The organism is Pseudomonas sp. FYR_2 (genome assembly GCF_043106425.1).
Taxonomy (GTDB): domain Bacteria; phylum Pseudomonadota; class Gammaproteobacteria; order Pseudomonadales; family Pseudomonadaceae; genus Aquipseudomonas; species Aquipseudomonas monteilii.
Genome location: NZ_JBICMM010000044.1, coordinates 16,705 through 41,838 on the forward strand (window position 1 = coordinate 16,705; position 25,134 = coordinate 41,838).

Annotated in this window: 23 protein-coding genes and 2 pseudogenes; 15 read left to right on the forward strand and 10 right to left on the reverse strand. The window is 58.8% G+C overall.

Going from position 1 to position 25,134, the window contains the following annotated elements; all coding sequences use genetic code 11:
• Nucleotides 1–9: 9 nt before the first annotated feature.
• Both zigA and ACF8R4_RS18815 read right to left on the reverse strand, forming a co-directional pair.
• Nucleotides 10–1,227 (reverse strand): zinc metallochaperone GTPase ZigA, encoded by a 1,218-nt coding sequence (zigA, locus tag ACF8R4_RS18810; RefSeq protein ID WP_104834857.1) that lies wholly within the window; start codon nt 1,225–1,227, stop codon nt 10–12.
• Between the two features lie 46 nt (nt 1,228–1,273).
• Complete coding sequence (locus ACF8R4_RS18815) at nt 1,274–1,675, reverse strand: Fur family transcriptional regulator (protein ID WP_060501315.1); 402 nt, start codon at nt 1,673–1,675, stop codon at nt 1,274–1,276.
• Nucleotides 1,676–1,806: 131 nt separating this feature from the next.
• On the opposite strand from ACF8R4_RS18815, the gene ACF8R4_RS18820 reads away from it, so the two are divergent.
• Entirely contained in the window at nt 1,807–2,973 is a 1,167-nt protein-coding gene (locus tag ACF8R4_RS18820; protein WP_392493156.1) for an N-acetylmuramoyl-L-alanine amidase, read from the forward strand.
• A gap of 251 nt (nt 2,974–3,224) precedes the next feature.
• Entirely contained in the window at nt 3,225–5,300 is a 2,076-nt protein-coding gene (locus tag ACF8R4_RS18825; protein ID WP_392493158.1) for a TonB-dependent receptor, read from the forward strand.
• Nucleotides 5,301–5,350: 50 nt separating this feature from the next.
• Here ACF8R4_RS18825 and hemB read toward each other — a convergent pair whose 3' ends face one another.
• Nucleotides 5,351–6,361 (reverse strand): porphobilinogen synthase, encoded by a 1,011-nt coding sequence (gene hemB, locus ACF8R4_RS18830; protein ID WP_392493160.1) that lies wholly within the window; start codon nt 6,359–6,361, stop codon nt 5,351–5,353.
• A 5-nt stretch (nt 6,362–6,366) separates the two neighbouring features.
• Nucleotides 6,367–6,801, reverse strand: a complete 435-nt coding sequence (locus ACF8R4_RS18835) for a DUF4440 domain-containing protein (RefSeq protein ID WP_060501307.1) — start codon at nt 6,799–6,801, stop codon at nt 6,367–6,369.
• 97 nt (nt 6,802–6,898) lie between these two features.
• Here ACF8R4_RS18835 and hisI point away from each other — a divergent pair, with 97 nt between their 5' ends.
• From hisI to dksA, 3 genes are read left to right on the forward strand one after another with little or no spacing between them, the layout of a single operon-like run.
• A complete protein-coding gene (hisI, locus tag ACF8R4_RS18840) occupies nt 6,899–7,312 on the forward strand; it encodes a phosphoribosyl-AMP cyclohydrolase (RefSeq protein ID WP_060501304.1) in 414 nt (137 codons plus the stop codon).
• Nucleotides 7,309–8,655, forward strand: coding sequence for a dihydroorotase (locus ACF8R4_RS18845; protein ID WP_060501302.1), 1,347 nt, complete (start codon nt 7,309–7,311; stop codon nt 8,653–8,655). The genes hisI and ACF8R4_RS18845 overlap by 4 nt, the downstream gene beginning before the upstream one ends.
• 36 nt (nt 8,656–8,691) lie before the next feature.
• Nucleotides 8,692–9,096, forward strand: a complete 405-nt coding sequence (gene dksA / locus ACF8R4_RS18850; protein ID WP_060501300.1) for an RNA polymerase-binding protein DksA — start codon at nt 8,692–8,694, stop codon at nt 9,094–9,096.
• Between the two features lie 81 nt (nt 9,097–9,177).
• Here dksA and ACF8R4_RS18855 read toward each other — a convergent pair.
• Nucleotides 9,178–9,567: pseudogene (locus tag ACF8R4_RS18855) on the reverse strand (AMP-binding protein); the annotation flags it as partial.
• Between ACF8R4_RS18855 and ACF8R4_RS18860 the strand changes: the two are divergent.
• From ACF8R4_RS18860 to ACF8R4_RS18890, 7 genes and pseudogenes are all read left to right on the forward strand, one after another.
• Nucleotides 9,454–10,134: pseudogene (locus ACF8R4_RS18860) on the forward strand (aldehyde dehydrogenase family protein); the annotation flags it as partial. The pseudogenes ACF8R4_RS18855 and ACF8R4_RS18860 sit on opposite strands and share 114 nt — an antisense overlap.
• A 584-nt stretch (nt 10,135–10,718) precedes the next feature.
• Nucleotides 10,719–11,597 carry a glyoxalase III HchA gene (gene hchA, locus ACF8R4_RS18865; RefSeq protein WP_392493164.1) on the forward strand — a complete coding sequence of 293 codons (879 nt, stop codon included), beginning with the start codon at nt 10,719–10,721 and terminating at the stop codon, nt 11,595–11,597.
• Nucleotides 11,594–12,334: a PA1136 family autoinducer-binding transcriptional regulator gene (locus ACF8R4_RS18870; RefSeq protein WP_238066132.1), complete on the forward strand. Its 741-nt coding sequence runs from the start codon at nt 11,594–11,596 to the stop codon at nt 12,332–12,334. The genes hchA and ACF8R4_RS18870 overlap by 4 nt, the downstream gene beginning before the upstream one ends.
• Nucleotides 12,306–13,094 (forward strand): SDR family oxidoreductase, encoded by a 789-nt coding sequence (locus tag ACF8R4_RS18875; RefSeq protein WP_202888888.1) that lies wholly within the window; start codon nt 12,306–12,308, stop codon nt 13,092–13,094. Before ACF8R4_RS18870 ends, ACF8R4_RS18875 begins: the two co-directional genes overlap by 29 nt.
• A 103-nt stretch (nt 13,095–13,197) precedes the next feature.
• Complete coding sequence (locus ACF8R4_RS18880; RefSeq protein ID WP_392493167.1) at nt 13,198–13,620, forward strand: nuclear transport factor 2 family protein; 423 nt, start codon at nt 13,198–13,200, stop codon at nt 13,618–13,620.
• A gap of 98 nt (nt 13,621–13,718) precedes the next feature.
• On the forward strand, nt 13,719–14,621 hold the full coding sequence (locus ACF8R4_RS18885) for an acetoacetate decarboxylase (protein WP_392493169.1): 903 nt from the start codon (nt 13,719–13,721) through the stop codon (nt 14,619–14,621).
• 87 nt (nt 14,622–14,708) lie between these two features.
• Complete coding sequence (locus ACF8R4_RS18890; protein ID WP_186723066.1) at nt 14,709–15,002, forward strand: putative quinol monooxygenase; 294 nt, start codon at nt 14,709–14,711, stop codon at nt 15,000–15,002.
• A gap of 94 nt (nt 15,003–15,096) precedes the next feature.
• Here ACF8R4_RS18890 and ACF8R4_RS18895 read toward each other — a convergent pair whose 3' ends face one another.
• From ACF8R4_RS18895 to prpR, 5 genes are all read right to left on the reverse strand, one after another.
• Nucleotides 15,097–16,863 (reverse strand): acyl-CoA dehydrogenase C-terminal domain-containing protein, encoded by a 1,767-nt coding sequence (locus ACF8R4_RS18895; RefSeq protein ID WP_392493171.1) that lies wholly within the window; start codon nt 16,861–16,863, stop codon nt 15,097–15,099.
• Between the two features lie 60 nt (nt 16,864–16,923).
• Nucleotides 16,924–18,585: a cation acetate symporter gene (locus ACF8R4_RS18900; RefSeq protein WP_392493173.1), complete on the reverse strand. Its 1,662-nt coding sequence runs from the start codon at nt 18,583–18,585 to the stop codon at nt 16,924–16,926.
• Nucleotides 18,582–18,908: a DUF485 domain-containing protein gene (locus ACF8R4_RS18905; protein ID WP_238066139.1), complete on the reverse strand. Its 327-nt coding sequence runs from the start codon at nt 18,906–18,908 to the stop codon at nt 18,582–18,584. Before ACF8R4_RS18905 ends, ACF8R4_RS18900 begins: the two co-directional genes overlap by 4 nt.
• A gap of 85 nt (nt 18,909–18,993) precedes the next feature.
• Nucleotides 18,994–20,589: a long-chain fatty acid--CoA ligase gene (locus tag ACF8R4_RS18910; RefSeq protein ID WP_189658199.1), complete on the reverse strand. Its 1,596-nt coding sequence runs from the start codon at nt 20,587–20,589 to the stop codon at nt 18,994–18,996.
• 247 nt (nt 20,590–20,836) lie between these two features.
• Nucleotides 20,837–22,819 carry a propionate catabolism operon regulatory protein PrpR gene (gene prpR / locus ACF8R4_RS18915; protein WP_392493176.1) on the reverse strand — a complete coding sequence of 661 codons (1,983 nt, stop codon included), beginning with the start codon at nt 22,817–22,819 and terminating at the stop codon, nt 20,837–20,839.
• A gap of 169 nt (nt 22,820–22,988) precedes the next feature.
• Here prpR and ACF8R4_RS18920 point away from each other — a divergent pair, with 169 nt between their 5' ends.
• The 3 genes from ACF8R4_RS18920 to ACF8R4_RS18930 are packed head-to-tail and all read left to right on the forward strand — an operon-like array spanning nt 22,989 to nt 25,130.
• Nucleotides 22,989–24,047, forward strand: coding sequence for a phosphotransferase family protein (locus tag ACF8R4_RS18920; RefSeq protein WP_392493177.1), 1,059 nt, complete (start codon nt 22,989–22,991; stop codon nt 24,045–24,047).
• Nucleotides 24,044–24,427 carry a DUF6285 domain-containing protein gene (locus ACF8R4_RS18925; RefSeq protein WP_200928475.1) on the forward strand — a complete coding sequence of 128 codons (384 nt, stop codon included), beginning with the start codon at nt 24,044–24,046 and terminating at the stop codon, nt 24,425–24,427. The genes ACF8R4_RS18920 and ACF8R4_RS18925 overlap by 4 nt, the downstream gene beginning before the upstream one ends.
• Complete coding sequence (locus ACF8R4_RS18930) at nt 24,417–25,130, forward strand: histidine phosphatase family protein (protein ID WP_392493180.1); 714 nt, start codon at nt 24,417–24,419, stop codon at nt 25,128–25,130. The genes ACF8R4_RS18925 and ACF8R4_RS18930 overlap by 11 nt, the downstream gene beginning before the upstream one ends.
• The last annotated feature ends 4 nt before the right edge of the window (nt 25,131–25,134 follow it).

Here is a 25,134-nt window from a genome sequence, read left to right on the forward strand (position 1 = left end):
GCGTATCAATCAGTTCCAGCCGGGGAAGGGGTTGGCCAACTGCTTCCAGGCTTCCGGCCCTTGGGCCATTTCATCATCGGTCAGCAGGCAGTCATCGAAGCGTGCACGCAGCGCAGCCTCGTCCATTTCCATGCCGATCAGCACCAGCTCCTGGCGGGCATCACCCACGCCTTCGTGCCATTTCGACCGGATGTGCAGGACTGATTCGCTGTCGGTCGGCCAATGTTCCTCGGGAACGGCCGCCCACCAGTAGCCTGCCGGGCCGTGGCGCGCGACGGCCCCGGCCTGGGACCAGTTGCCGGCCATGGCTGGCTCGCAGGCGAGCCAGAAGTAGCCCTTGGAGCGCACCACCCCAGGCCATTCGCTTTCTACCAGCGCGTGGAAGCGGCCTGGGTGGAACGGCCGGCGTGCGCGGTACACGAAGCTGGCGATGCCGTACTCTTCGGTTTCGGGGGTGTGGGTGCCGCGCATTTCCTGCAACCAGCCAGGCGCGCGTGAGGCTTCGTCGAAGTCGAACAGGCCGGTGTCCAGCACGCGATTCAGCGCGACCTTGCCGAACTCGGCGATTTCGATTTTTGCCCTTGGATTGAGGGTATTGAGGATGGCCATCAAGCGCTCGCGCTCTGCGTCACTGACCAGGTCGATCTTGTTCAGCACGATGACGTCGCAGAACTCGATCTGCTCGATCAGCAGGTCGACCACCGTGCGCACGTCTTCCTCGCCCAGCGATTCACCGCGGGCCTGCAGGCTGTCGCGCGAGCTGTAGTCGCGCAGAAAGTTGAAGGCATCGACCACGGTGACCATGGTGTCCAGGCGTGCCACTTCATTGAGGCTGCGGCCATCCTCACCTTCGAAGGTGAAGGTTTCCGCTACGGGCAGCGGCTCGGAGATGCCGGTCGACTCGATGACCAGTTGATCGAAGCGGCCCTCTTTGGCCAGGCGGTCCACTTCCAGCAGGAGGTCTTCGCGCAAGGTGCAGCAAATGCAGCCGTTGCTCATTTCCACCAGCTTTTCGTCGGTGCGCGACAGCTCGGCGCCGCCATCACGGACCAGCGCGGCGTCGATGTTCACGTCGCTCATGTCGTTGACGATCACGGCGACGCGCCGGCCTTCGCGGTTGTTCAGGATATGGTTGAGCAGGGTGGTCTTGCCGGCCCCAAGGAAGCCGGACAGCACGGTGACGGGAAGCCTTGCGGCTTGATTGGCAATCGCGCTAGAGGTGCTCATCAGGTGGCCTCACGGTAGTAGGTAGTGTGCATGCGTGCGGCTCTACTCAGTCCTCGCCGGTATCACGGCGAGTACAGGCGGCGCATTTACCGTGCAGCTCGATGGTCGAGCTGCACAGCGAAAACACGTTCTGGGTCATCCAGTGCCCCAAGGCCTGGTTCAGGTGCGGGACGTTGAATTCATCGACATGGCCGCAGCTATCGCAGATGGCGAACGCTCTGAAACCTGCTTCGCACTGGCTTGGGCAGGCGCAACTGACATAGGCATTCAACGATTCCAGGCGGTGGATCAACCCTTGCTCGGTCAGGTGGCCCAAGGCGCGGTAAATCTGCGTTGGCGCCCGGAAACCCTCATTGCGCAGGCTGTCCAGAATGGCGTAGGCACTGAGCGGCCTGGCGGCCTGCTGAAGCGTCGTCAGGACACGTTGCTGATTGCTGGTCAGTTGCATGCAGGTCTCCTTCCGCTCGCTTTGCAGTCTTCATGTTTGTTCATGGCGTGAGATGTTATAAAGTAACATTAATAAAATGGCTAGCGAAATCGCCCGGGGCTTCGCTGGTATGCAGGTCAATTGGAGTACGTATGGATCGACGCCGTGTGCTGAAACTATTGGTCGCCTGCCTGGCATTGCCGCTGCCCTTCGCGGCGCAAGCAGGCCAGGCGGTAAAACGGATTCGGCTGAGCCGTTCGGGCAGCATAACCAAGGTGTCGCTGGAGCTGACCGGGCCGGTGGCCGCGAAGCACTTCAGCCTCGCGGCGCCGCCGCGGTTGGTGATTGATCTTCCCCAGGCCAGCCTGCAGGCGTCACTGAACGAGCTTGCCCTGCAAGGTTCTGCGGTCACGGCCGTGCGCAGTGGCGTTACCGCGGCGGGTGACTTGCGTATCGTGCTGGACCTGGCCGACGCGGCGGTGCGCAGCGAAGTCCGTTCGCTAAATCCCGGGGGGCATGGCCTGGAGTTGGTGCTCACTGGACCAGCGGTGTCCGTTGCGCCGGTAGCCGTCAAGCCCTCGACGCGTCAGCGCGACCTGTTGATCGTGGTGGATGCCGGGCATGGTGGCAAAGACCCTGGCGCTGTGGGGCCCAAGGGCGAGCAGGAAAAGCGCGTGGCGTTGCAGATCGCCACGTTGCTGGCCAAGCGCATCGATGCACAGAAGGGCTACAAGGCACGCTTGGTGCGCAGCGACGATGTCTTCATTCCGCTGCGCAAGCGCGCCGAACTCGCTCAGCGGCTCAATGCCGACTTGTTCGTTTCGGTGCACGCCGATGCCGCACCGCGGCTCACGGCGTCGGGGGCGTCGGTGTTCGCCTTGTCGCAAGGGGGCGCCACATCGTCGATGGCTCGCTGGATGGCGCAGCGTGAAAACGATGCCGACATGGTCGGTGGTGGTTTGCCGGTCAAGCTGCGCCAGCACGATCCGATGGTCGCCGGTGTGCTGCTGGACATGTCGATGAGTTCGACGATTGCCACCAGCCTGGACCTCGGTCATCAGGTGCTCGCACAGCTTGGCCAGGTGTCGGGTCTGCATCAGGCGCGGGTGGAGCAGGCAGGGTTCGCCGTGCTCAAGTCGGCGGCCGTGCCTTCGATCCTGGTCGAGACAGGCTTCATTTCCAATGCCGGAGATTGTCGTCGGCTGCATGATTCGCGGCATCAACGCAAAGTCGCGCAAGCGATCTTCGCCGGGCTGGACGGCTATTTTCGCCAGCAACCGCCGGCTGGCAGCCTGATCGCTGCCAAGGGGCAGGTGTGATCAGTGCTGCGAGCCCTCGAACAGGGGGCTCATTGTGCGCGGATGCGTTCCCGATAGTGCCATTCACTGCCGGCAAGACAGGCCGTGGGCTCCGCCATTTGCGGAGCCAGTCTGTTGCTGAATGTTATAAAGTATCTTGAAGCGATATCATCATGATATAACGTTGCTTCTGGAAGGCGCAGTCTCAGACCTGCGTCACCGCTTGACCCCGCGATCAGCCGCACCTTCACCCCTGCAGTTCAGGAGCTTCCATGAGATTCACCTCGGCCTCCATTGCCGTCGTCACGGCATTGGTAACCCCAGACCTTCTCGCCGATCAGGCTGGTAACTCAACCATCACCCTTGGCGAAGTGAACATCACGCAGAAAGCCGGCGTGGCACTAAGCACGGAAAATGTACTCACCTCAGTCGACGTCATGGGCGGTGACCAGGTGGAAGACAAGAACGTGATGAATAGCTGGCAACTACTGGGTCAGATGCCGGGCATTCAACTGACCGAGACGGGGCAGGGGGCTGAGTCGGGCAAGGCCACTTTCCGGGCCTTCAATGGCGAGGGTTACGTCAACGGCATCAAAACCCTGATCGATGGCGTGCCGAGTAACGTAAACAGCGGCAACCAGCGTTTCATCGACATGATTTTCCCGCTGGAGATCGATTACATCGAGGTGGTGCGCGGCACCAACGATCCGCGTTACGGCCTGCACAACATCGGCGGCAACATCAACTTTGCGACCCGTCAGGGCGGCAACTATGCAGACAGCCGCCTGACTTACGGGAGCTTCAATACCCGTGAAGTCCAAATCGCCCTCGGCCACGAGGAAGGTAACTTTGCGCAGAACTACATGCTGGCCAAGCAGGACACCAACGGTTCACGCGATCACAGCAACTCCAACAAGTATTCCCTGGGTGGCAAGTGGTTCCTCAGTAATGACGAGCAAAACTTCCGTGTAGGTGCCATTGCACGTCTGTACCACCAGCAAGCGGACGAAGGCGGGTTCCTCACCCGCGAAGAGTTGCACGCCAGCCGTACCGACTCACCTGCCAAGAATGACAACGATCGCAGCGATCGAGACATGAAACAGCTGAGCCTGCACATGGACTGGCAACTGCGTGACGATCTGAACCTGAGCAGCAAGTTGTATTACAACAGCTACAACGATGACCGCTCCATCACGTTTACCAGTTACGAGCCTGGCAACGGGCCGCGCCAGCGTCGTTTCTGGGATGAGCAGCAGCGTGGGATGCTCAGCAATCTCACCTGGCGGGTGAATGACATGCTGACCCTCGATGGCGGCATCAACTATGAAGAACAGCATAACGCGTACGAGCGCAGGCGCTTCAACTTCAGCGTACCCACCAACTTCGATGGCCCGCCAGCGCGCGTTCAAAACGATGACCACTACACGCTTCGTAACCTGGGTGGTTACGTACAGGCGGTTATCCAGCCAATTGACTCGTTGAAGATCATCCCGGCGATGCGCGTTGACAAGTTCAGTGGCAACACCAACATCTCAAGCACCAACAATGGTGTTACCACGAGTGCCAAGGGGCCTCTGCAGGACTACGGCTGGATCGAGCAACCCAAACTCAGCGTGGTGTATAGCGTTAATGACGATATCGACGTCTACGCCAACTGGGGGCGCACGTTCCAGGTGCTGACTGGCAATGCAAACCCTGCTTACCTGGTCAATGGCGCCGGTACTTATGACCCGTCGATCAACACGGGCAAGGAAGTGGGGGTGAAATTCCGGCCTTTCGAGGGCACCGAGGCACGCGTTGCCGTTTGGCAGCAGGACGCTACCGACGAGGTAGCGAACATGCCAGCCATCGATTCGACCGTTGGCCTGGGCGAAACCCGGCGTCGCGGTATCGACATGCAGTTCACCTCACGTTTGAACGATCAATGGACGGTGTGGGGCTCCCACGCCATCCAGGAAGCCAAAGTGATGAAGGGTAACGACGCGAACAACAACTCCCTCAAGGGCAAAGAAGTATTTTCCACGCCGCGTTACATCAGTAACCTGGGGGCAGAATATCGCATGAACGATGATTGGCGTTTCGGCATGCAGGCGCGCGCGCAAGGCGACTACTACATCGATGCGAACAACGAAGCGGGCAAGTACGGTGGTTTTGCCGTACTGGATGCGAGCGTCAGCTATCGGATCAGTGTTTCTACAAGCGTGGATCTGCAGGTCAAGAACCTGACGGATCGCGAATACGAATACGTCTGGTACGACAATTTCTGGTGGCCAGCTGGCGAAGAGCAGCCAATGTTTTCTCCGGCACCCGGCCGGTCTGCGTTCGTTTCACTCAACATGAAGCTGTAACCCGCCGGGACGCATTCACACGGTTGCTGTGAATGCGTCCTCCCGGCCGCTCAGCCGTGCTTCAAGCGTGCGGCGGCCTCCAGAGCGAAGTAGGTCAGGATGCCGTTGCAGCCGGCGCGCTTGAACGCCATCAATGCCTCCAGAATGACCGTGTCCGGGTCCAGCCAGCCATGGTCGATCGCGGCCTTGAGCATCGAGTATTCACCGCTGACCTGATAGGCGAACGTCGGTACGGCAAAGGTGGCCTTGACCCGTTGAATGATGTCCAGGTAAGGCATGCCGGGCTTGACCATCACCATGTCGGCGCCTTCCTGCAGATCCAGCGCCACTTCGCGCAGGGCCTCGTCGCTGTTGGCCGGGTCCATCTGGTAGGTGCGCTTGTCGCCTTTGAGCGCGGCCGCCGAGCCCAGCGCATCGCGGAAGGGGCCGTAGAAACCGGAGGCGTACTTCGCGGCGTAGGATATCAGGCGCACATCGTTGAAACCGGCCAGGTCCAGTGCGGACCTGAGCGCGCCGATGCGGCCATCCATCATGTCCGAAGGTGCCAAGGTGTCGATGCCGGCCTGGGCCTGGACCACGGCTTGCGCCGCCAGTACCTGCAAGGTCTCGTCATTGGCCACGCGGCCTTGGCGCAGTACGCCGTCGTGGCCATGGTCGGTGTAGGGGTCCAGTGCCACGTCGCCGATCAGGCCAAGCTTGGGGAACGTAGCCTTGAGCAACCTGGCGGCGCGGCAGATCAGGTTGTCCGGATCGAGGGCATGGGTGCCCTCGCTGTCCTTGCGCTGCACCGGGGTGGCGGGAAACAGGGCGATGGCCGGGATGCCCAGTTCGACCGCCCGCCCCACGTGGTCCGGCAGTTCTGTCAGGCTCACCCGGACCTGGCCCGGCATGGCACTGATCGCCTCGCGTGTGCCTGAGCCTTCCTTGAGAAACACGGGCCAGATCAAGTCATCGCGGGACAGGCTGTTTTCCGCCACCAGCCGACGCGTCCAGTCGTGAGCGCGATTACGGCGCAAACGGGTGGCCGGGAAACTGCCCATTGAGCTCGGGAAGTGGTTCATGTTGCTCATGCTTCGATGGAGGAATGGTGGCCGGTGATCAGCCAGTGCTGGTCGATCAGCTCGAAGGTGAACAGAAAGCGCGCCGGCACCACCCGTTGCTCGCCGTTTTCACGGTAGACGAACGTGTATTGACCACCGACGACCACGGTGCCCAGCTTGCGGCTGACACGCTTCTTGAACAACTGGATGTCACAGACCAGCCCGTCGTTGGCGAGGAAGTTCTCGAAATAGTTGCGACGGCTGTCGTCGCAATCGCGCACCTGGTTGGACAGGGTCGGGACCAGGATCGCATCCGGTGCATACAGTGCCAGCACCTGATCCACATCACGTGTGGCCACGGTAGCGGCCCATCGGTAAAGCGCCGCTTTGGCACCGGCCAGGCATGCCAGTTCGGTGTCGGCGTAGGTCTCGGTGGTCGCGCTCGGGCGTGTTCCTGTCATGGCGTGTTACCTGCGTAAGTCGAAAAGATGAACAGTAGCGGCGTGATCTGCTAAGCTGTAGGTGTTATAACATAACATTTTAGGCAGGTTGCAAACCATGTTCCTTACGCTTGAACAGGCAGAGGCGGGTAGCCGCTTCGCCTTGACCGATGTGCTTCGCCACATACCCTGGAACGCCCAGGGGTTGATCGCTGCCATCACCCAGCAGCATGACAGCGGCGAAGTCCTGATGTTGGCTTGGATGAACGAAGAGTCGCTGCTCGAAACCCTCGAAACCCGCCGGGCCTGCTACTGGTCGCGTACCCATGGACGCCTGTGGCGCAAAGGCGAAAGCTCGGGGCATGTCCAGCATGTACACGACGTGCGGCTGGACTGCGATGGCGACGCGCTGTTGTTGCTGGTGGATCAGACAGGTGTCGCCTGTCACACAGGGCGTCGCAGCTGTTTCTACAACGCGATCCAGGGTGATCAAGTGGTGGTGACGGGCAACCCCGCCGAGGTGGGCGCATGAGTCAAGTCATCATTCGCAACGCCCGCCTGGTCAATGAAGGTGCCATACAGGAGGCCGATGTACTGGTCGCCCATGGCCGTATCGAGAAAATCGGCCGCAGCATCGCGGGCGTCAATGCGCCGCTCGAAATCGATGCCCGGGGCCAATGGTTGCTCCCCGGCATGATCGACGACCAGGTTCATTTTCGTGAGCCTGGCGCTGCGCACAAGGGCACCATGGCCAGTGAGTCGCGCGCAGCAGTGGCGGGCGGTATCACCAGCTTCATGGACATGCCCAACACCAACCCGGCCACGCTGGATCTTGCCGCCCTGCACGACAAGAAAGCCCGCGCCGCCAGCACCTCGGTTGCCAACTACGGTTTTCATTTTGGCGTGAGCAAGGACAACCTCGATACCGTGGCGGCCCTCGACCCGCGCGAAGTGGCGGGGGTGAAGGTGTTCATGGGCGCCTCCACCGGCGACATGCTGGTGGACGACCCGCGGGTGCTGGAACGGCTGTTCGCCAGCGTGCCGACCATCCTCCTGGCGCACTGCGAGCACACCCCGTCGATCCTGGCCAACGAAGCGCGCATGCGTGAGCGCTACGGCGATTTCATCCCGCCAGCCATGCACCCGATCATTCGAGATGCCGATGCCTGCCTGCGCTCTTCGAGCCTGGCGGTGCAGCTTGCCAAGCAATTCGGTACCCGTCTGCACGTGCTGCACCTGACCACCGCTCAGGAGCTAAGGCTGTTCGAAGCAGGGCCTTTGCAGGGCAAGCAGATCACTGCCGAAGTGTGCGCGCATCACCTGCTGTTCGACGACCGCGACTATGCCAGGCTCGGCCACCTGATCAAATGCAACCCTGCCATCAAGACCCAGCAAGACCGTGACGCGCTGCGCCAGGCACTGCTGTGCGACCGTATCGATGTCATCGGTACCGACCACGCCCCCCACACCCTGGCGGAAAAGCAGCGCCCTTATGCGTCGGCGCCATCAGGGTTGCCGCTGGTGCAGCATACGCTGCCCGCGCTCTTCGAACTGGTGGAGGAGGGCGTGTTGACGGTTGCCCAGCTGGTGCGCAAGACCAGCCATGCCGTCGCTGACCTGTTCGCCATCGAGGCGCGCGGCTACCTGCGTGAGGGCTACTGGGCAGACCTGACGCTGATCGAACGATTGCCTGAGCCCCGTGCCGTCAGCCTCGACCCGGTTTTGGCGCACTGCCAGTGGACACCGTTCGTGCACCACCGTTTCCAGCACCGCGTGGCCACGACTTTGGTTTCCGGGCAACTGGCCTGGCATGAAGGCCGGCTGGTCGAGGGCTGCCAAGGTTTGCCGCTGGCGTTCAACGCCCGACGCGGCTGATCGCCCTCTTTTTTCATTGACCTGAGCGCACCTGCAATGACCGAACAAGAGCTGCTGTCCCAACCTGAAGACGCTTACATGGACGCTGCGCAGCAGTCGTTCTTCCGCGAGCTGCTGCATGCCCAGCGCAAAGAGCTTCAGCAACGTATCGCTGAAGAATTCGAAGTGATATGTGACTTCGAACCCACTAGCGATCCTTCCGACATCGGCACTGCCGAGGAGCATCGCCAGTGGCAATTGAGGCTGCTGGAGCGGGAGAAGAAGCTGCTGGACAAGATCGACGAGGCCCTGGAGCGCGTCGCCCGTGGCGAGTATGGCTGGTGCAAGGAAACCGGCGAACCGATTGGCCTGAAGCGTTTGCTGCTCAGACCGACCGCCACGTTGTGCGTGGAGGCCAAGGAACGCCAGGAACGGCATGAGCGGCACATGCGCGACGATTGAGCGTGTGGATTTTTTAGTGGGAATGATTTGCGTTAATTTTATGTTGTTGCGTTAACGCAGGTTCCCATGCACGTCTTGTCATCGCTTATCCCGATAGGCGATTCGTATCCCGATCGAGCCGACGTAGCGTTCGCCATGGGGAGGATTGACCGAGGAGGCACAGGCGCCTTCGGTGAGGCCGTAGCCTTCGAGAATCTTCACCCCGGTCCGCTGCTCGAACTCGCGGAAGAGCTCGACCGGCATCGGTGCGGCGCCACACAACGCATAGCGCAGGCTGGACTGATCGCGGCCCGACAACTCGGTTTGCAGGAGCGCGGCATAAACGGTGGGAACGGCGGAGAAGAAGTTGATTTCGAAGTGTTTCACCATCTCTCCGAATCGGGCGATCACGCCCTCGCCACGGTAGCCTTGCGGCGTGCCGAGAATTACGTGGTCGCCGAGGGTCCAGGGCATGAGGCCCGTCACCAGTTCTGGTCGGTGACCTCGGCCTATGACCGCTCGGCGGTCCTGCGCCGTGCCGCTGCGCTGGTGCGCGAGCGACATGAGCACATGGCCCATTGCATGACCCTGGACCAGGGCAAACCCTTCGCCGAATCCACGCTGGAGGCGAAAAGCGCCGCCGACCATATCGAGTGGTACGCGGAGGAGGGGCGCCGTGCCTACGGCCGCATCGTGCCGGCTCGCAACCCGGCGGTCCGTCAGTTGGTGGTACGTGAACCGGTCGGCGCGGTGGCGGCCTTCACACCCTGGAACTTCCCGATCAACCAGGCGATGCGCAAGATTGCCGGCGCGCTGGCCGCCGGTTGCAGCATCATCATCAAGGCCCCCGAGGAGGCTCCCGGCTCCGTGATCGAACTGGTGCGCTGCTTCCACGATGCCGGTGTACCCAAGGGCGTGCTCAACCTGGTGTTTGGCATTGCGGCGGAAGTCTCCGATTACCTGATCCGTTCGCCGATCATCCGCAAGGTGTCGTTCACGGGCTCCACCGAAGTGGGCCGCCAGCTGGGCGCGCTGGCCGAAGAACATTTTGACATGGCTCTAGCGCGGTGTTTCTGGTCTACAGAAGCAGAAATATACCCCCAAAAATACCCGTCGATACCCACAGCAGGACACGCGATCGAGAATGGCGATTTCTGATACCTGTTAAGGTGGCGCATACAGGACTTCAGTGTGCTTCCATGGCGGGATGGTCGGAAGCAGGGCGGTGCAGCATCCGTATGGGATCGCTTGTCACGAACGGCAGCTACCGACCCAGGCTCTGTGAAAACGTACAGAGTATATCGAATAGGAAGAGGTGTGGGCCCGGTCTGTAGATCCACCAATTGGAGGCGCGGATCAACCCTGGCCGGTCACACATAGGCTGCTGACCGGCTCACCGGCCGTGGCATGCGAGAGACCATCTCGACTGCCCTGCATGAGATCGACTATCCCAAGGTACAGGATGAAGATAGGGCCATCGGAGCCATCGGTCGGGGTTTTTCACCCGCCTTGCCGTTGCACTAAAATTTTAATCTAAATCTCAGTTGAGGAGCTGCATGGTTAGGGGAAAACCCTCATTGCTGACGGGATGGGCGGGCCCCTAGCATGATCATCGTATTTTGCCAGCCACGACGGAGTAAGCTATGACTAATGCACAAGCTGAAGACAAGCGCCCAACCGAAGACCCCGCAGAGGACAATGCGTTTTTCCCCTCGCCTTATTCGCTAAGCCAATTCACTTCGCCAAAATCCGATCTCAGTGATGCCGACTATCCTGATCCCTATAAAGGTGGCCGGTGGAAGGTGCTGGTCATCGGCGCTGACGAGCGTTATTTGTTAACCGATAATGGCACCATGTTCTCCACAGGCAATCACCCTGTAGAGACGCTGCTGCCGATGTACCATCTGGATAAAGCAGGGTTCAAATTCGACATTGCGACCTTGTCCGGCAACCCGGTCAAGTTCGAGTTCTGGGCGATGCCATCTGAAGACGGCGAAGTGAAGGGGCTATACGCTAAATATCGCGATAATTTCAAACAGCCTAAAAAATTGGCTGAGGTAATCGACCAGGCATTAGGTGACGACTCCGACTATATCGGCGTGTTTATTCCCGGTGGCCACGGCGCACTAATCGGGTTGCCAGAAAGCGTCGATGTAAAAAGGGTACTTGAGTGGGCGTCCAGGAAAGACAAGTTTGTGATTTCGTTGTGCCATGGACCAGCTGCGCTTATTGCTGCAGGTTTAGGTGAGAGCCCAGAGAGCTATATTTACAACGGGTACAAAATTTGTGCGTTCCCTGACGACCTGGATGCGAAAACGCCGGACATCGGTTATATGCCGGGTCACTTGACCTGGAAGTTTGGTGAAAAACTAAAAGCGTTGGGCCTTGAGATCATCAACAAAGATATATCTGGAGCGGTGTATAAGGATCGTAAATTGCTGACCGGCGACAGTCCGTTGGCGGGTAACGCTCTGGGCAAGCTGGCTGCGGCTGAACTGTTGAAGGAGGCTGCAGAGCAATGAAATCCGGTCTAGCCGATGCTGCTATGCAAGTCGTCCTGGAAATAGAGCGAGCTTCGATGCTCTCGTTGATCGAAGATGCTGTTCGTGTCTTCGCCAAGCGCTTCGGCTATGACCGTTTTGTTCTTTTCTCTGTTGCCCCATCAAGGGATGACCTGGTCGATCGTATTTTTTGGGTGGAGGGCAATTGGTGGGAAGATGGCCAAACGGTTGATGCCAAAACATACGTCAGACGTTGCCCTGTCACCCGTCATATTTTGGAGGCTCGAGAACCGTTCTTCTGGACGAAAACCCACTGTGTGACAGGGGACAGTTATCGGGTGGTCCGGCGTCCGATTGGGCCTGGACCACACGGACTGCAGGTGCCGGTGTTCGGCCCTCAAGGACTGGAGGGGGCGATGAGTCTAGGTGGCGATAAGGTAGATAGCAGCCCCGACGCTCGCTTGGTATTGGCTATGGTGGCCACCGCTGCTTTCAATGCCGCTCACAGATTGCTGGAAGCGCCCCACACTGAAGGTGTCCGACAACTTTCCGTTCGCGAGCGCGAGGTGTTGACTTGGACGGCAGCGGGTCGACGGCATGCTGATATTGCGGCGACGCTGGGCTTGTCGGAGCGTACTGTGGAGAACCATCTTCGTGCGGCGCGGCGCCGTCTTGGTGTCGCTACCACTGCTCAAGCGATCAAGATCGCCATGCGCAACGGCGACCTTGGTGACAGTCGAGACCAACATGATGGGTAAAAAAGTGCTGGTGACAGGCGCGGCAACCGGTTTTGGAAGAGGCGTGGCCTGGGCGCTGTCGAAGCGTGGGCACCAGGTGATCGCTGGATGCCAGATATGGCCGCAGGTGTGGGAGCTGCGTAACGCTGTGTTGTCGGCCGGGATTGAGATGCAAGTTATTAAACTTGATGTCCTCAACGAGATTGACCGCAAACATGCGCTGGCAATCGAAATCGATGTTCTGTTCAACAATGCGGGCATCATGGAGTCAGGTCCCATTATCGAAATACCTATGTCAGTGTTTCGTTCGGTTTTTGAGACCAACGTATTTGCCGCCCTTGAGTTGGCGCAAGGCTTTGCTCGGGTGATGGCCCAGCGCGGCAATGGGCGGATCGTCTGGACGTCGTCGGTGGCCGGCTTAGTCAAAGTGCCTTTCGATGGAGCGTATGCCGCCTCCAAGCATGCGGTCGAAGGCATCTGCTCGGCAATGCACGATGAACTGATGCCCTACGGTGTCCAAGTAGTGACGGTCAACCCAGGTGCCTACCGCACGGGCTTCAATGATACGGGCATGAAGAGCATGGATCAGTGGTGGGATCAGGGTGATAGGGTTGTCGCTCATTGGCCGGTGCGTGAGCTCAATCGTCAACATGATCCTGCCGAGATGATCAGTGCCATCATTGCGGTGATTGAACAGGACAAGCCCAGCTATCGTACTGTTCGACCAGCCAGTGCTGAAGAAATGGTGAAGAAAGAGCAGTCAGACGTATGGAAGCGATAGCCTCATTGAAGTAGTCCAGGATGCTGTAGAAAAATTGGAGGCATTGGAGGCGCTTGAAATCGGCATTGCCCAATATGTCAGCTGATGAATCGAGGAGTTTAAGATGCAAACATCCGTAGACATCACTAGGCACTTTTTCTCGCGGTATAATGCTCATGATCTTCAAGGCATGTTGGCCTGTTTCTCTCCAGAGGGTCGAGTTGATTATCTGCCCATTGGCCTAGAGGGGGCGGTGGATGTTGCTGGCCTTGAAATATGGGGAGCACTTATTGATGCATTTCCCGATTTGAACAATCAGGTGACTGCACAATATATTGATGAGCACGCACAAACGATTGTAGTCGAAGTGACTATTCGCGGTACTCAGGCGAAAGATGCATTTGGCATTGACAACCTGGGGCGCAGCTTCGAGTTGCCTCATGTCTTCATTCTTGAACTTACCGACGATGGCCTGATTCTGGCGATGAAGGCCTATTGGGATAACGTCACGTGGTATCAAGCCCTGGGTAAAAAGCAAATTGGCTAGCTGCCCGTAATAAATATCACTCAACTCAGTTGAGGAAGCAATTCCTCTAGCGCTGTAGCGACTAGCTGTTTCTCAACTATCGCTTGGAGGCAACAGTCATGAACTGTCCAGTTGATTTTTCACGCAGGCAGGTTTTACTAACGGCAGGCATCGGGCTTGTGGCAGCTTCGTCACCCTTGCTCGCCCAGTCGCTCAATGGCACACAGCACTCCAGTCGCTCGTCGGGCGGGCTCTATCTTCCGAATTCTGCCGCCGGCACGCCATGGACGCCTGAAAGCGTTCGTCAAAAGGCTTATGCGATGCCAGTAGTTTCGCCGGCTTACCCGCAACCACCAAGTTGGTTTCTGGAACGCCCGTCGCTGACGATAATTTATCGCACCGATGTCGAACTCGCGCGGGCAATGGTGCCTGAACCATTGATGGTCAAAGACCCGCTCGTCAGCCTTTCATTCCTTTGGATGGTTGCGCCCGGGATCGGTGACTATTACGAGTTCGCCCAGAGCATCGCTTGTTTTCTGGGTGACGAGGCTGTCAGTTTTCGCCCGCTCATGGTGGCCGAGAATGTCACCGCCATCATGCTGGGCCGCGAGGTCTGGGGATTGCCCAAGAAATACGGCCATCCTCGTGTTGGGCAAAACAATGAATCTTATGTCGGCACGCTCGAGTACGACGGCACGTTGGTGGCCAGGGCCAGCATGGCCTACAAGTACCAGGAGGTCGACTTGGCGCAAGCAGCGGCGGCCATGCGCACCCCCGGGGTTGTTCTCAAAGTCATTCCCGATGTGGACGGCAAGACAGCGCGTATTGCCGAACTGGTGAGGTTCGAATATTCGACGGTAGAGCTCAAGGAAGCCTGGACGGGGGCAGCGAGCCTCGAGCTGTTCGACCACGAGGCAGTCCCGATAGCCGCGCTGCCCGTTCGCGAGATCGTGTCAGTGCGCCATACGCTTGGCAACTTCATGCTGGCGCCCGGCAAGGTCGTGCACGACTATCTCAAGTAGCCGCGGATGGCGGCCGTAGACCGGGTCTTGGCTGCGTTTTGATCCCGGCAGCAGCACACAATATATTTCCATGCAGAGAACCCGCCGATGTCCACGTTGTATGTCACTGCCAGCTTCATGGTCAAAGCCCAAGGGCTCGAAAATGTACTCGAAGTGTTGACTACACTGAGCGAAACTACCCTGCAAGAGCCAGGTTGCCTGGACTATGGCTATTACCAGTCGCTGGAAAATCCGTTGCAGCTGACATCCTTCGAAGTCTGGCAAGACGAAGAGGCCGAAACGCAGCATTGGCGAACCGAACACCTCGAGGCCGCGCTGGTCCAGGTTTCCGAATGGCTGCAGGGGCCGGCGCAAGTCACCCAGTATCGTCGCGTGTGCTGAACTGGGTGATGGCGTTGGATTTTCGCGGCCCTGGCCAGCCTGGGTCGGCCATCCAGGCCAGACCCCGGCGGCGCTGCGTTGCAGCGCCGATCTCTCAGAACTGTTCGGCGTCCAGCACGTAAAGGCAGGCACTTCCCACGCGAGCGGCACTGATCAGGGACTCGATGCGAGGTAACAGGCGGTCGAAGTAGAAGTGGGCGGTGGCCAGTTTAGCTTGATGGAAACTGTCTTCCTTTCCGGTAGCGGCCCGTGCCATGCGTGCCCACATATAGGCGTAGGCGGTGTAACCGAAAATATGCAGGTAGTCGACGGCTGCGGCACCTGCCTCGTAAGGGTTGGTCCTGGCAATTTTGATCAGATAATGGGACAGCGCCTCCAGTTGCCCTAGTGCTTCCAGCAGGCGGTGGCTGAAGGCTTCCTGCGGCATTTGCGCCACGAAGGCGCGTATTTCTCCGGCAAAAATATTAAATAGCGTGCCTTCATTGGTCAGAACTTTACGTCCCAGCAAGTCCAGGGCCTGGATACCATTGGTCCCCTCATAAATCTGCGAAATGCGTACATCACGAACAAGCTGTTCCTGACCCCACTCGCGGATGTACCCATGCCCACCGAAGACTTGCTGGCCGTGTACGCAGCTTTCCAAACCGGTATCGGTAAAAAACGCTTTTGCGATTGGGGTTAGCAGGGCGACCAGTCCTTCCGAGCGGGCGCGCTCCGTCGCCACTTCGGAAAATTTGGCAATGTCGAGGTGTTGACCAAGATAGGTGGCGAATGCTCGCCCCCCTTCAGTCAGCGCCTTCATGGTCAGCAGCATGCGCCGCACGTCTGGGTGGGCGATGATTGGATCGGCGGCTTTGTCATGTTGTTGAGGCCCGCCAGGTGCGCGACTTTGCAGCCGTTCACGGGCATAACTCACTGCATTCTGGTAGGAGTTCTCGGCGCAACCTATGCCCTGAATACCTATGGACAGCCGTTCGTAGTTCATCATGGTGAACATTGCCGCAAGGCCTTTGTTGGGTTCGCCCACCAGCCAGCCGACCGCACCGTCGAAGTTCATCACACACGTGGCCGAGGCCTTGATGCCCATTTTGTGTTCGATGGAACCGCAATGTACCTGGTTTCGATCACCCAGTGATTGGTCCGCATTGACAAGCACCTTGGGCACCAGAAATAGCGATATGCCTCGGGAACCGGTCGGAGCGTCGGGCAGTTTGGCCAACACCAGGTGGATGATGTTTTCAGTAAGGTCCTGCTCTCCACCGGTAATGAAAATCTTGGTGCCGGTGATGGCGTAGCTGCCGTCTGTGTTCGGCTCGGCCCGGGTTCGAATCAGCCCGAGGTCGCTGCCGGCATGAGCTTCGGTGAGGCACATCGACCCGGCCCAGCGCCCTTCGTACATGGCCGGTAGATAGGTAGCCTTCAGTGCTTCGCTGGCATGCGCGTCGATGGCCAGGCAGGCACCGGCAGATAGCGTGGAGTAAAGGGCGAAGCTGGCATTTGCGCCATACATCATTTCTTCGAACTGCACAGAGAGCATTTTCGGCATGCCCATGCCGCCATACTGCGGATTGCCCGCCAACCCGATCCAACCACCCTCGCCATAGATGCCGTAGGCATCGCGAAAGCCGTTGGGGGTAGTGACTTCGCCGTTGTTCCACTGCGCACCTTGTTCATCGCCGCTGCGGTTGAGTGGGGCAACCAGTTCGCGGCTGATTTTTGCTGCTTCTTCAAGAACCGCGTCGGCGATATCGGCGTCGATTCGTTCGGCCAAGGCGGGTAGCCGTTGCCACAGTGCGGGTGCGTCAAATACCTCGGTGAGCAGAAAGCGCATGTCGCGCAGTGGGGCATTGTATTCGGGCATTGATTGGACCTCTTGTTGCGGTGGCGGGTAGGGCCTTGGCGGCAACGCTTACCCGATGAGTCAATGTTCGCTGGCGCCAGCGATGCCCACGCCAGTCTGAGCTCGGACCATTTGATCGTCGAAGCCCTGATGATCGAGCGCTGCTCTGGCGCTGCGGTCGAGCTTGGAAACCAGCACGATGACCAGGAACGTCATTGGCATGGCGAACAGTGCAGGGTGGTCGTAAGGGAAGATGGCGTGTTCGTGCCCTAGAACAGTGACCCAAACTGTCGGCGACAAAATCACCAGGCCCAGCGCGCTGAGTAGGCCTGTCACGCCGCCGTAGATGGCGCCTCGTGTGGTCAGCCCCTTCCAGTACATCGCCATGAGCAGCACAGGGAAGTTGGCCGAGGCGGCAATGCCGAACGTCAGGCCGACCAGAAATGCGATGTTCACTTGCTCGAACAGGATGCCGAGCGCGATCGCGAGCACGCCCAGAGCAACCACCGCCGCACGTGAAACCAGCATCTCCCGGGCTTCACTGGCGACGCCGCGCTTGATGACCATGGCATAGAGGTCGTGGGAAATGGCGGATGCCCCGGCCAATGTCAGCCCTGCGACCACCGCCAGAATGGTGGCGAAGGCAACAGCGGACAAGAAGCCAAAGAACAGATTGCCGCCGACAGCCTTGGCAAGGTGCATGGCCACCATGTTGTTTCCGCCCAGGATCACTCCGCCAATCTTGCCGTCGACGTAGTAGGCAGGGTCTGTGCCGACGATGACGATGGCGGCGAAGCCCAACACACAGACCACCACAAAGAAGTAGCCGATGAAGCCGGATGCGTAGAACACCGATTTTCGTGCTTCACGGGCATCGGGCACGGTGAAGAAACGCATCAGGATATGCGGCAGGCCCGCAAGGCCGAACACCAAGCCCAATGCCATGGAGGCGACATTCAAGGGGTTTGCCAACATGCCACCGGGCGCCATGATGGCCCAACCGCCGGAGTGGCTCTCAATTGCGCGGCGCGCCAGTTGCTCCAGGCTGAAGTCGAAGGGCGCCAGGGCCAGTAGCATCAGAAGGGTCCCGCCCACCAACAGCAGGATCGCCTTGGTGATCTGCACCCATGTCGTTGCCAGCATGCCGCCGAAGATGACATACACCAGCATCAGCAGCCCGACGATGACCACCGCCACGGGGTAGTCCAGGCCAAACAGCAGTTTGATCAGCTGACCTGCGCCCACCATCTGCAATAGCAGGTAGCAACACACCACCGTCAATGAGCCGCAGGCTGCAAGCACACGTATTCGACGTTGATCCAGGCGGAATGAAACGATGTCTGCGAAGGTGAAACGGCCGAGGTTGCGCAGGCGCTCAGCCATCAGGAACGTGAGGATTGGCCAACCGACGAAGAAGCCGGTCATGTAGATGATGCCGTCGTAGCCTTTGCTGAACACCATGCTGGATAAGCCCAGCAGGGTCGATGCCGACATGTAGTCACCAGCAATTGCCAAGCCATTTTGCAGGCCGCTGATGCCTCCGCCTGCTGTGTAGAAGTCGCGGGTCGATTGGGTTCTTCTGGCCGCCCACCACGTGATGACCAGCGTAATGGATACGAATAACAGGAACATGCCGATCGCATTCAGGTTCACACCGGGTTCTGTAGCGACAACGGTGGACGCGTACACGGGTTGCCAAGGCAAGGCGATGACGGCAAGCAAGGCATGGATGGGCTTCATCACTGGCACTCCTCGACGATCTTCGCACTGAGTTTGTCGAAGTGCGTGTTGGCACGGTGCACGTACCAACCGGTCAGCAACCAGGCCATCACTATCAGCAAGATCGCAATGGGGATACCTGACGACAGGTGGCTGCTTTGATGCAGGGGTATCTGCAGTAGCTGCGGCCGACAGGCGGCAACTGCCATGAACGAGAAATAGGAACAGAGCACCAGCGCACTCAGCCCCCATGTAAGCCTTGAGCGGGCATTGATCAATGCGATGAACCCAGGGTTTTCCCGGATTCGTTGGTAGTGCTCGGCCTGTGAGACAGTGACCTTGTTCATGGCGCCTCCGTTTTATTGTTGTAGGGCTACCTGTTGGCTCACCAGCAGGCGAGCCAATTAGCGCGGTGCGTAACAGGGTGTCGGGTCAAGGCCAGACGTAATGGTCGAATTGCTCGCGCAAGGTCTTTTTACTCACCTTGCCAGTGGCGGTATGGGGCAGTTCGTTCAGGTACTCGCTTGCATCGGGCAGCCACCATTTGGGAATTCGCCCTTCCAGGAATGCGATGAGCTCATCGTGTCGAGGGACTTTTTCGGGATGCTTCGGCACAACGATCAGCAAAGGACGTTCGCTCCAACGCGCATGCGGTACACCAATGACGGCCGCCTCCGCGATCAACGGATGAGCCGTTATCGCATTCTCGATCTCGACAGAGGAGATCCACTCGCCGCCAGACTTGATGACGTCCTTGATACGGTCGGTGATCAGCAGGTACCCGCGCCGGTCAATGGTTGCCACATCGCCGGTATCGAACCATACGTGCGAAGCAGGCTGGCCGAAGTAGCCACTGCATACCCAAGGGCCACGTACCTGCAGTGAACCGGAGGACTGGCCGTCGTGGCTCAGCGCATTGCCGGCCTCATCGACGATGCGCATCTCGACGCCGAACAAGACCCGGCCTGACTTGAGCACTTGCTGGCTACGGGGCTCTTCTGGCAACACGTCGTACCATGGCTGATGGCGGTTGTAGCTGCCCATCGGACTCAGCTCGGTCATGCCCCAACCATTTTCCAAGGCCACACCGTGACGCCCCATGGCGTGAATCAGCGAAAGTGGACACGCCGCGCCACCGCTGACGGCACGTTTCAAAGTAGGAATACGCTCGCCCTGGGCATCGAGATAGGTCGAGATGTTGGACCACAAAGTGGGTACAGCCAGGGAGAAACTCACGTGCTCCTGGTTGATCAGCCTGACCATGGCTGCAGCATCGCCGACTCTTGGCCCCGGCAGCACCAGTTTCGCTCCCACCATTGCGGCGTTGTATGGCATGCCCCAGGCATTGACGTGGAACATGGGGACCATCGGCATTACAACATCGAGGGCACGCAAACCAACATTGTCCGCCATGTTTTGCGCCATGCCGTGCAAGACGGTACTGCGGTGACTTGCCAGCACGCCTTTGGGGTTTCCCGTAGTCCCGGAGGTATAGCAAAGCCCGCTGGCGCGGCTCTCATCCAGCTCTGGCCAGCTGTAGTCATCATTGGCGTCTGCAATCAGCGTTTCGTAACTGAGCAGGTTAGGGAGGGTGCTGTCCGGTATCTCGTCCCAAGCGCACAGGGCAACGTACCAGCGTACGCGATCCAGCTCGGGTTGAATGCTTTCCAGCAAAGGAATGAACTGCGGATCGACGAACAACACATCATCTTCAGCGTGGCGAATGATGTAGCTGATCTGTTCTGGGGACAATTTGGGGTTGATGGTATGGCAGATTCGCCCCGAGCATGGAATCGCGTAATGCAGTTCGAAGTGCCGATGATCGTTCCAGGCCAGGGTGCCCACCCTCGCATCGTCAGGGCAACCCAGTGCGTCCAACCCATCGGCTAATCGTCGTGCTCTGGCAAAGGCGTTGGCGTACGTGTATCGATGTACTCGGCCATCGGCGAAGAGAGAGACAATCTCGGTATCGGCAGCAACCATGAGTGCCTGCCGCATGACCGCGGCGATACTCAGGTTGAAGTTCATCATCATGCCTTGCACAGGCACCTCCAGCCTTGTTCTTCTTGAGGTTCTAGGCTGGGCGCGCGAGGGCGCCGAGCTTGGAATGAGCAAGGAGCAAGGGGTGTGCCAATTTGCAGATCAATCGGGGTGCGTGAAAAAAGCGATAAAAATCATATGGTTGTACTTAGGGTCAATTTTCCGGGGTTCGGCAGGTCCTGAAAAGCTGATTTCAGAATTGAATCGGATTTCAAGGTTGCAAAGGCGCAGACGCTTAGCTTTTTTCATCCTTGAGGCGCCGCCACAAGGTCGTACGGCTGATGCCAAGTCGCTTGGCGGCTTCATCCATGTCACCTGCGCAATGAGCCAGCACTTCCCGAACTCGCCTTACTTCTTCGGCGCGACTGTGGCTGCGCAGGTCCTGGCTTGTCATGCCTTGCAATGTCGCATGCGGGGCCGGCTCGAACAGTTCGTCGAACAAGGCCTGTAACAGCCGAGCGTTGTCCTGGCCTTGCAGTGCACTTGCTGACAGCGCCGCACGCTCGACGATGTTTTCCAGCTCTCGAATGTTCCCTGGCCAACTGTGCCGCTCCAGTTGAGGCATGAGCCTCTCGAGCAGGCTGCTGGACGATTCAGTGGCCGAGCTGTGTCCCGTCAGTTTGTCCAGAATTGACCTGGCAAGCATTGGAATGTCGCGGGAGCGTTCGCGCAGGGGTGGCATGGTCAAGCGCAGGATGTTGAGGCGATAGTAGAGGTCTTCGCGGAAACAACCTTCGGTGATGCGTTGGCGAAGGTCCCGGTGGGTGGCAGCGATTACCCGGATGTCTACCGGTGTCGGCTCTGCCGCCCCCAGGCGTAACACCTCACGTTCTTGAAGCACGCGTAGCAAGCGCGTTTGCAAGGTGACCGGCATATCACCGATTTCATCGAGGAACAGGGTCCCGGTGTGGGCGTTTTCTATCAAGCCAGCCTTGCCACCCTTGCGCGAACCGGTGAAGGCACCTTCCTCGTAACCGAACAGCTCACTTTCGAGCAATGTTTCAGGGAAGGCTGCGCAGTTGATTGCAACGAAAGGGCCTGCCTGGCGTTGGCTGGCGTTATGTATGCTTTGTGCCAGTAGCTCCTTGCCCGTCCCGCTCTCTCCGTGAATCAACACAGTGGCGTCGGCCTCCGCGTAGTGGCGGGCAAGCCCCAGCATGGCCTGGAACCCGGCTGTGTCTCCAAGCATTTGTTCAAAGTGATAGCGAGCCGTGAACTGCTTGGGCTTCACCTGACTGCGGATACGCCGGTCCGCGCGTTGGATTGCATTCGCTTCCTGACAGGTGATGACGACCCCGTCGGGCTTGTCGTTTTCGATGATGGGCGTGATGTTCGCCGCCAGTGTCCGGCCCGCTGCTTTCAGAATCCGGTTTTCCTCGCTTTCACCACTGCAAAGTACCGCCGTTATATCCAGGCCCGGGATGACCTCGGCGAGCGGGCGTGCGCGTGCCCACTCGCTGGAAATACCGAGAAGTGCGGCCATGCGTGGGTTCAGGGACTGAACGAGCCCTTCAGCGTCCACCGCGATTACGCCATCGGACAAGTTGCGCAGTATCGAATTGAGGCGCTGTTGTTGAACCAGGCTCTGCTGGCGACTGCGGCAGATGGCCAATGCATCTTCCATGGCGCGCCGCACTGTGTCGGTGTTCAGCGCCAGTACACCCTGTGCGCCCACCGACTCGGCAAGTTCAACGGCGGTGGATGAGCCTACCACCACTCGGTATCCATCATCGACCAGGCGGTGTACCTGCTGGCGAGCCTCTTCATAGCTGGTGTAGGTGGCCTGGCGGATATCGACGGTAAAAAGCGATGACATCGCTTCAAGCTCTGGATGAGCGTGCTGGAAACTGAGAATACCGACCTGGGTGGCTTGGGCGCGGGCGAGGTCCAAGGCTCGGATGAGGTCATACTCGCCCATGCGAATCGACAGGATGGCCGTTGCGATGTGCTGCCTCAGGTACTCGGAGGTTGCGCCCGAGCAGATGATGACGTCCACATCCCCTCTGGCCTCCAACTCAAGGCCTGTGCTGCGCAGTTCGCCGACCGTGGTTTCGACAATTTCGACGCGCGCACGGCCGGCATAGTCGGGAATCACCTCTTCGACTATTCGCGCCATGCGGCTGAGCCCCTCAGGCAGACGAAGGTGGGTAATCAGGGCAACCACCTTGGGAAAGTACTCTCGACCACGCATGATTGAACACTCGACAATTTTTTCCATGTTGAAACAGAAATTTCAGGTCTGCAACGAGGAACGTGCTTCGACAACTGCTGGTTCAATCAATAAGCTCGATAACTAATTGATTTAAAAGAATAAATTAAAATTTATCGTCATCTGGCCCAGCTCTTGCTCAGTGGCTTTGAGTCATTAGAGCGAGTTCGATATTGCGATGAACAGCATTCCCAACCCACGCCCCGCAGATGTTCGGGTCAGTATCCCAGATGCGTACCCGGCACTTGCGCGATATTTGCAGCAACAACTCGGCGCCGATCTGGTGAACATAGACCAGGGCCAGCGCCTTTCAGGTGGCGCCATTCAGGAAAATTGGCTACTGAATGGCACAGTCCAGTTTGGGACAAACACATTCGTCGACAGCTGGGTGCTGCGAACCGATGCCGCTTCTTCCGTGGCTGTCAGCATGAGCCGCGCAGAAGAGTTTGCGGTGTTGGCGGCCGTTCACACTGCTGGAGTCCGCGTACCAGAGCCGCTTTGGTTATGCGAAGACGCCTCGGTCATAGGCCGCCCGTTCTTCATCATGCGTAAGTTGAACGGCATTACCAACGGCCATCTGCTGACATCAGATCCAGGCCTTGATCCAAAGCGCGACGAACTGTGCAGATCGCTTGGTCTGAATCTCGCCCAACTGCACCAGATCCGACCGTACCATCCAATGCTGGCGTTTCTCGCACCACCGGCCGCTGACCCCATACAGGCCAGCATCGACCAGTACCGGCGGTTTCTGGATGCATTGCCCGACAACCATCCGGTCGTCGAATGGGGGCTTCGATGGTGTGAACTCAACAAGCCCGCACCGTTGCCTGCCGGGCTGATCCATCGTGATTACCGCACTGGCAACTTCATGGTCGAGCAAGGCCAGCTCAGCGGCATCCTGGATTGGGAGTTCACCGGTTGGGGAGACCCCCGTGAGGATATTGGCTGGTTCACAGCCCGTTGTTGGCGCTTTGCCCGGCGAGACCGTGAGGCGGGCGGTATAGGGGACATCGACGCCTTCCTGGCCGGCTACGCGTCTGTATCCGGTTACTGGGTGAGTCATGAAGAGCTGCGGTACTGGCAACTGATGGCTCATCTACGTTGGGCGGTCGTGGCGCTGCAGCAAGTGCAGCGGCATATCTCCGGCCAGCAGCCCTCTCTTGAATTGGCGCTGACTGGCCATCTGCTGCCCGAACTCGAACATGAAATCCTGGCCCTCAGTGGAGAAACCGTATGAACGCTAGCAACGTCAGCGCGATTGACCTTTTGAACACGGCCCGACATGTCCTGATCGACGACCTTTTGCCCTTGCTGGGTGAGGCGAACCACTACGAATGCAGAATGATTGCCCGGGCCATGTCAATCGCTGCCCGAGAGATCGAGCTGCGCGCAGAAGTCAGCGCACTTGAATCGAATGTCCTGGGCGAAGTCATGGGGCGCCATGGGCTGTTGAAGCTGACACCGGCCCATGCGCGCCACTTGCTGGTCGGTTTCATCAGAAAAGGTGTTTTCGATAATGCCGACTCTGCGCAGTCCAACATGCTTGAAGCCCTGAGACAAATTACCCATGCACGACTGGCCATCAGTAATCCGAAGGTTGCGTGCCATGGCAAATAGCATCGGGGTCAAACGACGACGCTGTTATCTGGTTCGTCATGGCCATGTCGATTATTTCGACGCACAAGGCCGTCCTTTGGACCCGCGCTCGGTGAGTCTCTCCGACCAAGGTGCTTTGCAGGCAAGAGCGCTTGGGGAGGTGATGCGCGCAACTGCGTTGGATCGCGTATTGGTTTCCGATTATCCGCGGGCGCAGCAAACACTCGACCTCGTGCTGATGGGGCGAGCGCTGAAGGTTGAATCCACGCCTGCGTTACGCGAAATCAGAGCCGGCCGTTTGCGTGAGATACCTGAGCCATCCATGCAAGAAGCCATCGTGGGCGCCTATCGCAATGCCGCCGAGCCTGATGCCACGTTCCTGGGCGGCGAACGCTGGAGCGATTTCAGCCAACGCGTGCTGGACAAGTTTCACGCAGTGCTGAACGAGGATGGCTGGGAGTCGCTGCTGATCGTTGCCCATGACGCCGTCAACCGCATCGTCCTGGCATGGGCCGCGGGTACAGACCTGCCAGGGATTGCGGCTTTCGAACAGGACACCGCGTGTCTCAATGTCATCGACATCGACGGGGAGGGCGATGGCTCATTCGCCGCGATCATCCGCGCGCTCAATGTCACGCCCTACGACCCAGGCAAGGTAGGTATTCGCGACACCGTCCTAGAGAACCTTTACCGCCACATTCGCCCGGGCAAGCCATTGGCCTGACTCA

Coding starts and splice junctions, on each gene's coding strand:
- zigA (WP_104834857.1), bottom strand. CDS start 1,227: ATGAGCACCTCTAGCGCGATTGCCAATCAAGCCGCAAGGCTTCCCGTC.
- ACF8R4_RS18815 (WP_060501315.1), bottom strand. CDS start 1,675: ATGCAACTGACCAGCAATCAGCAACGTGTCCTGACGACGCTTCAGCAG.
- ACF8R4_RS18820 (WP_392493156.1), top strand. CDS start 1,807: ATGGATCGACGCCGTGTGCTGAAACTATTGGTCGCCTGCCTGGCATTG.
- ACF8R4_RS18825 (WP_392493158.1), top strand. CDS start 3,225: ATGAGATTCACCTCGGCCTCCATTGCCGTCGTCACGGCATTGGTAACC.
- hemB (WP_392493160.1), bottom strand. CDS start 6,361: ATGAACCACTTCCCGAGCTCAATGGGCAGTTTCCCGGCCACCCGTTTG.
- ACF8R4_RS18835 (WP_060501307.1), bottom strand. CDS start 6,801: ATGACAGGAACACGCCCGAGCGCGACCACCGAGACCTACGCCGACACC.
- hisI (WP_060501304.1), top strand. CDS start 6,899: ATGTTCCTTACGCTTGAACAGGCAGAGGCGGGTAGCCGCTTCGCCTTG.
- ACF8R4_RS18845 (WP_060501302.1), top strand. CDS start 7,309: ATGAGTCAAGTCATCATTCGCAACGCCCGCCTGGTCAATGAAGGTGCC.
- dksA (WP_060501300.1), top strand. CDS start 8,692: ATGACCGAACAAGAGCTGCTGTCCCAACCTGAAGACGCTTACATGGAC.
- hchA (WP_392493164.1), top strand. CDS start 10,719: ATGACTAATGCACAAGCTGAAGACAAGCGCCCAACCGAAGACCCCGCA.
- ACF8R4_RS18870 (WP_238066132.1), top strand. CDS start 11,594: ATGAAATCCGGTCTAGCCGATGCTGCTATGCAAGTCGTCCTGGAAATA.
- ACF8R4_RS18880 (WP_392493167.1), top strand. CDS start 13,198: ATGCAAACATCCGTAGACATCACTAGGCACTTTTTCTCGCGGTATAAT.
- ACF8R4_RS18885 (WP_392493169.1), top strand. CDS start 13,719: ATGAACTGTCCAGTTGATTTTTCACGCAGGCAGGTTTTACTAACGGCA.
- ACF8R4_RS18890 (WP_186723066.1), top strand. CDS start 14,709: ATGTCCACGTTGTATGTCACTGCCAGCTTCATGGTCAAAGCCCAAGGG.
- ACF8R4_RS18895 (WP_392493171.1), bottom strand. CDS start 16,863: ATGCCCGAATACAATGCCCCACTGCGCGACATGCGCTTTCTGCTCACC.
- ACF8R4_RS18905 (WP_238066139.1), bottom strand. CDS start 18,908: ATGAACAAGGTCACTGTCTCACAGGCCGAGCACTACCAACGAATCCGG.
- ACF8R4_RS18910 (WP_189658199.1), bottom strand. CDS start 20,589: ATGAACTTCAACCTGAGTATCGCCGCGGTCATGCGGCAGGCACTCATG.
- prpR (WP_392493176.1), bottom strand. CDS start 22,819: ATGGAAAAAATTGTCGAGTGTTCAATCATGCGTGGTCGAGAGTACTTT.
- ACF8R4_RS18920 (WP_392493177.1), top strand. CDS start 22,989: ATGAACAGCATTCCCAACCCACGCCCCGCAGATGTTCGGGTCAGTATC.
- ACF8R4_RS18925 (WP_200928475.1), top strand. CDS start 24,044: ATGAACGCTAGCAACGTCAGCGCGATTGACCTTTTGAACACGGCCCGA.
- ACF8R4_RS18930 (WP_392493180.1), top strand. CDS start 24,417: ATGGCAAATAGCATCGGGGTCAAACGACGACGCTGTTATCTGGTTCGT.